Here is a 4,685-nt window from a genome sequence, read left to right as displayed (position 1 = left end):
GCCGGAACAGCACCCACAACTCGTCCGGCACCAACCGCTCAACCAGATCCGTCATGCACGGCTCAACGAGCGATTACACCATCAGAAACGGCGTCCTAGTACACGCCAATTTGACGGTGCGTCTACTCCGCGAGGTGCTCGGCTTGGAGGCGGCACTCCTTGGGTGGCATGCCGTAGACGGTGCGAAAAGCGCGGGTGAAGTCGGATGCGCGTGGGAATCCGCAGCGGGTGGCGATGGCGTGGATGGGGATGGTGCGCGAGGTGGGGTCTGCCAGTTCTCGTCGGGCGCGTTCGAGGCGTTTTCGGCGGATCCATGCCGCGACGGTGGTCTCTTCGTTCTGGAAGAGGCGGTGGAGATAGCTGGTGGAGATGTGGTGCGCGGCGGCGATGGTGCACGGGGTTAGTTGCGGGTCGTGCAGGTGCTGCTGGATGAAGGAACGGATGCGCAGTACGAGGGCTTGCCGGTGAGTTTCCGGTGGGAGCGAGCTGTCGGCTTCCAGGGCGTGGGCGAGCAGCGCCGACAGCAGGTCGATCACCACTGTCCCGAGCCGGGGCCCGTCAGCCGCCTGGTAGGGAGAGGTGTCATTCGCCAGCTGAGTGAGCAGCTGTGCCAGCAGGGCGCCAAAGCCTTCGTGGGTTGACAGTCGCACTGTGGTGACTCGGTTGAACGTGTGCCGAGGCAGTGGCAGAAGAGCTTTGGGGACCTCCAGCCCGACTCCCGTGTGAGGCCATGAGTCGTCCCCCGCATGAACGTCGACGGGTTGTGACGTATCGACAACGCACAGGCTGTCCGGACCGTGGACGGTCTCCTCCTTGCTCCGAACGGCGCGCAATGCCCCGTGCAGCGACAGAGAGAGGTGCAGCCCCTCCGGATCGGATTGACGGATGAGTTTGGGCGTTCGTCGAAAGCACGCCGGCTGGAACGTCGTCGGCCACACTGATACGGCACCAAGGTTCAGTACACGTTGTGAAGCCAGAAAATCCGCCCGGTGGTCACTGCGCAAATCCAGCGGAGCATGTATCCCACTGACCAGTTCGCGCCAGCAGTCGAACCGGTCCGCTGGCGGTAAGTCGTGGGTCCGGAACAGCCTCTCGGTAAGCATCTCTTCCTCCTCAGCTGCCTCACGAGCCTTGAACAGCACGTGCCTGCTCCCTGGTACGGAAGTTCAGGAGTTCACCAATCGCCGATGCACAGCAGATAGACACCCTGGTGGAGAGAGCCGTGCGCCGCCGACTCGCATCGCGTATCTGACCAACATGAGTGCCTGTTTTCATTCCAGGGCCCGGTAATGAGCCGGGCGAAACCTCGCTGGAGCACTACGAGAGGGTGGCGGCATGCTCCCGCAGGAAGGCTCCGGCACGAGCGGCGGCCTCTTCCTTCGTCGCGCACCAGATGCCGTCCTCGGCGGCGCCGCGCGTTCCGTCCCCGCCTACGCCCGCCCAGGCCCAGCCGCCGCACGACGGGTCCTGCACCAGTTCGGCTGTGCCGCCAAAGAGTTCGAGCGCCGCGCCCGTCCGCGCCGCCGCGGCTGCGGGACGGGGAACTGCGTCGGGCCACTTCTTGCGCGCGCCCTGGCGGGTTATGCCCCAGACCGCACCCATCTGCTCGTAGTTCGCGCCGTAGGAGCCGGCTGTCGCCGCCGCGCGCGCCGTCAGCTGCTTGACCTCCGTATCCACCACCTTCCAGGCGGCGAGGACGGACAGAGTCACATCAACCGGGTCCGCCTCCCACATGCGGGCTGTCGACAGCCCTGACTGGCGGGAGCGAATGGCCGCTGCGAGCGGGTTGAGGGCATCTGTAAGGGCCTTGCCCAGTTCGGCCCGCTCTTCGGGGGTGATCTCAACCGACGTCATGCGACAACTGTAGTTACCGCTACCCCTCTCGACAACTCTAGTTCCGGCCGTCGGTCGGGCGGCACCGCGCCGAGGTCGACGCAGTGGTCTGCCGCGCGGTGGAGAGTGCCATGGCCGCGCTGGAGGAACCGGGGATGCTCGGAGTGGGGCGCACGCGCGCGAGGGAATCCGGGGCCGGAGGAGGAGGGGCGTACCTGCGCCTCTCGGCCGGTCACTGTCCGGCATAGCAGGAGTCCGCTCAGACGATCGTGATCTCGGGTGCATCAGCCGCAGCCGGAACAGCACTTCCCTCGCCGCCTCGCGGCCGGTCATGTCGGCCCGGGTGACCAGGACGAACAGCGGCAGTCCCTTGGTGTCCACGACCAGATACGTTTGTGGCCATCGATACTCTTCGCGCCATCGCAGCCGCGCAAGTCCTTCCCGACAGTCTCCGCGGCCTTCACGGACTGGGAGTCGATGACGGTGACGATCGCGCCGGGCGCCCGCGAACGCGCTGTACGAATGCGACTACACCCCGACCCGGACGGTGGCGGACGGGCTTGAGGAAGACGAGCGCGGTCTCGGTCACGGTCAGCGTGTGGCCAGCCTTTTGGCCGCACGGCGGTCGAATCGGACACGGCCCTGGAGGGCCGGTGCCCGCGCATCTCGGTCCGCTCGGGGGCGAGCTGCATGCCGTTCGAGGTCGGGAACCATACCCGGGTCCGTCCGGCCTGCGGCAGGGTGATGCGGTCAACCAACCCCTCGGTTCTGGTGCGGGACGACAGCGAGGCGACGCTCGGGGGGGTTCCCGTCGAACAGCAAGACCCGTCAGGCAAAGCTGTCCCCGGACAAGCTGACCGCACTCGCCGCCCTCGACTCGACTGAGCAGGCTGAACCATCCCGAGGCGTTTCTCGGGTGGCTGGTTCACCGCCGTGTATCGGGCGGAGTGTGGAGGGATTGCGCAGAGGTGTGGATCCAGTGCTAACGACCTTCGTCAAGGGCCCCGGCAGGCTGGTCGGTGACGGATCCTCGGACATACAGGCGCGGGACACACTCGAAGCCTCGTTAGCCGGGGTCGGATGCACTACTAAGGAAGGTGATCATTTCGTGAAGCGTGCGATCGCTGTTGTCGTTGCGGGGCTCTCCCTCGCCGCCGGTTCTCTGGCCATGGCCTCCCCCGCCGAGGCCAGCTCCTCGCAATGCCAGAAGTACCTCAAGCAGAAGGGCTATGTCGTCGGCCCGAAGGTCAAGGCCCATTGCAAGACGGGCTCGTACGGCGGTGGCTTGAATCGAATCGCCTGCACCGTACGTCTCATCGGCATAGGCGTGAAGGATGGGCACGCCGACACAGCCTGTCGGTTAGCTGACGACTGAGCCTACGGTCAGCCGCAGGCAATGCGCTGACAGTTACTTCCGCAAATGGACGGCCCCGATTCCGCCACGTCGGTCGGGGCCGTCACGCACATAGCCGTTGAACCAAGGCACGCTGAGGATCAAGTGATCACGGCCGTCGATCGCGTCCGTTGCCCGTACGGGCGTACAGGAGCCGCTGGAGAAGGACCATCACGCGCCCGCGGGCCGCTCGGCAACGACCGCGCGACATGCGCGGCTCTGAGTGCTTGCAGTTCGGCCAGCTCACCGGGGCGGAATTTGTCGCCCGAAGATCACGAAGTAGAGATCATCTCGGCCAACCCACACGTTCCGCAGGGAGGAAGCATGAAGACACAGCATCAGAGGACAGCCAGAATGGCGCGGGCGTCATTGGTGGCGGGGATCCTGCTCGCAGGAACTGTAGGAGCGAGTGCGCCGGCCGGCGCAGCGCCTCACACGGCCGCCGCGAAGGTCGAGGCCACGAACGCGAGCCAACACGCCTCTCGGCCCGTCCACTTCCTCGAATACAAGCACATCAAGAACCGCGGAAAGACGTGCGGCAAGAAGGTGGCATCGGAAGTCCGCGGACGTGGGCCGATGACCCTTACCCTCACGCACTCCACCAGCGTCAGCAACACCTATTCCTCCACCACGAGTGTGGATGTGGAAATGCTGTCGACAGCCGTTGGTTATGACGTGACCAAGACGCGAACCATGATGATGTCCGGCTCGTACACGGTCCCCCGCGGCAAGTACGGCAAACTACAGGCACATCCCCTTTACCAGGTGAAGTCGTTCAAGGCGTACTTCAAGATCGGCCACCAATACGCAGGAAACGGGAAGAGCTACAAGGTAATCGGCTTCTGTTACACCCACTCAGCCAGGTAGAAGCATCGCGCTGGCTCCGATGCCAGTCCCTCCACACCACGTACGTGGCGTAGCGGGGAGCTGGAGGGGCGGAGCGCCAGCCTTGCCTGGGTTCCCCCGGGTAAGGCGGGCGGGAGGGCGAGGCGAGCTGGCTTGGGCCGCCCGCCGGCGACCGTACGGCCGACCCTCTGTAGCCGGGCTGACGGTGACGTAGTCTGAGCGTTTTTCCAGCTACCACAGGAACGGGCAAAGCCGTCGGCGGTGACACGGGGTCAGGGACATCACAGGGAATTTCAGGGATTCTCGCATCTGCCCCAGGGACATGTGCGGGACTTTCTGTTGCGCAAGCAAGGAAGGCCCTGGCAACACCGAAGGACACAACTGTGCTGGTCAGGGCCTTCACTCAGCGCTCGATGATGGTGATCTCCAGCCCGCTCTGCGCCGTCTCCTTGTACTTGATGTGCACGCGAGGCGCCTCGGATCCGACAGATGTCACCGAGTACTGTGCGGGTTGCCTTAGACGTCGTTTCACTTGGTGAGGCGGCGGTAGCCGATGAGGGTCGCTGCTATGCCGACGAAGGCGAGGAAGTGTTCGGCCTTGCGTTCATAGCGG

Annotated in this window: 4 protein-coding genes and 1 pseudogene; 2 read left to right on the top strand and 3 right to left on the bottom strand. The window is 65.0% G+C overall.

The window, feature by feature from the left end; genetic code table 11:
- Nucleotides 1–122: 122 nt before the first annotated feature.
- The 3 genes and pseudogenes from ACZ55A_RS37050 to ACZ55A_RS37040 form a co-directional block, all read right to left on the bottom strand.
- Entirely contained in the window at nucleotides 123–1,103 is a 981-nt protein-coding gene (locus ACZ55A_RS37050) for a helix-turn-helix domain-containing protein (protein WP_468849492.1), read from the bottom strand.
- A 214-nt stretch (nucleotides 1,104–1,317) separates the two neighbouring features.
- The gene (locus tag ACZ55A_RS37045) at nucleotides 1,318–1,854 is read right to left on the bottom strand and encodes a hypothetical protein (RefSeq protein ID WP_468849490.1); all 537 of its coding nucleotides are present in this window, start codon (nucleotides 1,852–1,854) and stop codon (nucleotides 1,318–1,320) included.
- 214 nt (nucleotides 1,855–2,068) lie between these two features.
- A pseudogene (locus tag ACZ55A_RS37040) lies at nucleotides 2,069–2,360 on the bottom strand (transposase); the annotation flags it as partial.
- Nucleotides 2,361–2,941: 581 nt separating this feature from the next.
- Between ACZ55A_RS37040 and ACZ55A_RS37035 the strand changes: the two are divergent.
- On the top strand, nucleotides 2,942–3,208 hold the full coding sequence (locus ACZ55A_RS37035) for a hypothetical protein (protein WP_468849488.1): 267 nt from the start codon (nucleotides 2,942–2,944) through the stop codon (nucleotides 3,206–3,208).
- 342 nt (nucleotides 3,209–3,550) lie between these two features.
- Nucleotides 3,551–4,093: a hypothetical protein gene (locus ACZ55A_RS37030; RefSeq protein WP_468849487.1), complete on the top strand. Its 543-nt coding sequence runs from the start codon at nucleotides 3,551–3,553 to the stop codon at nucleotides 4,091–4,093.
- The last annotated feature ends 592 nt before the right edge of the window (nucleotides 4,094–4,685 follow it).

This window comes from Streptomyces sp. NPDC034111, assembly GCF_055575375.1.
The sequence above is the reverse complement of the archived record's forward strand: the minus strand, read 5'-3'. Positions and strand labels throughout refer to the sequence as shown.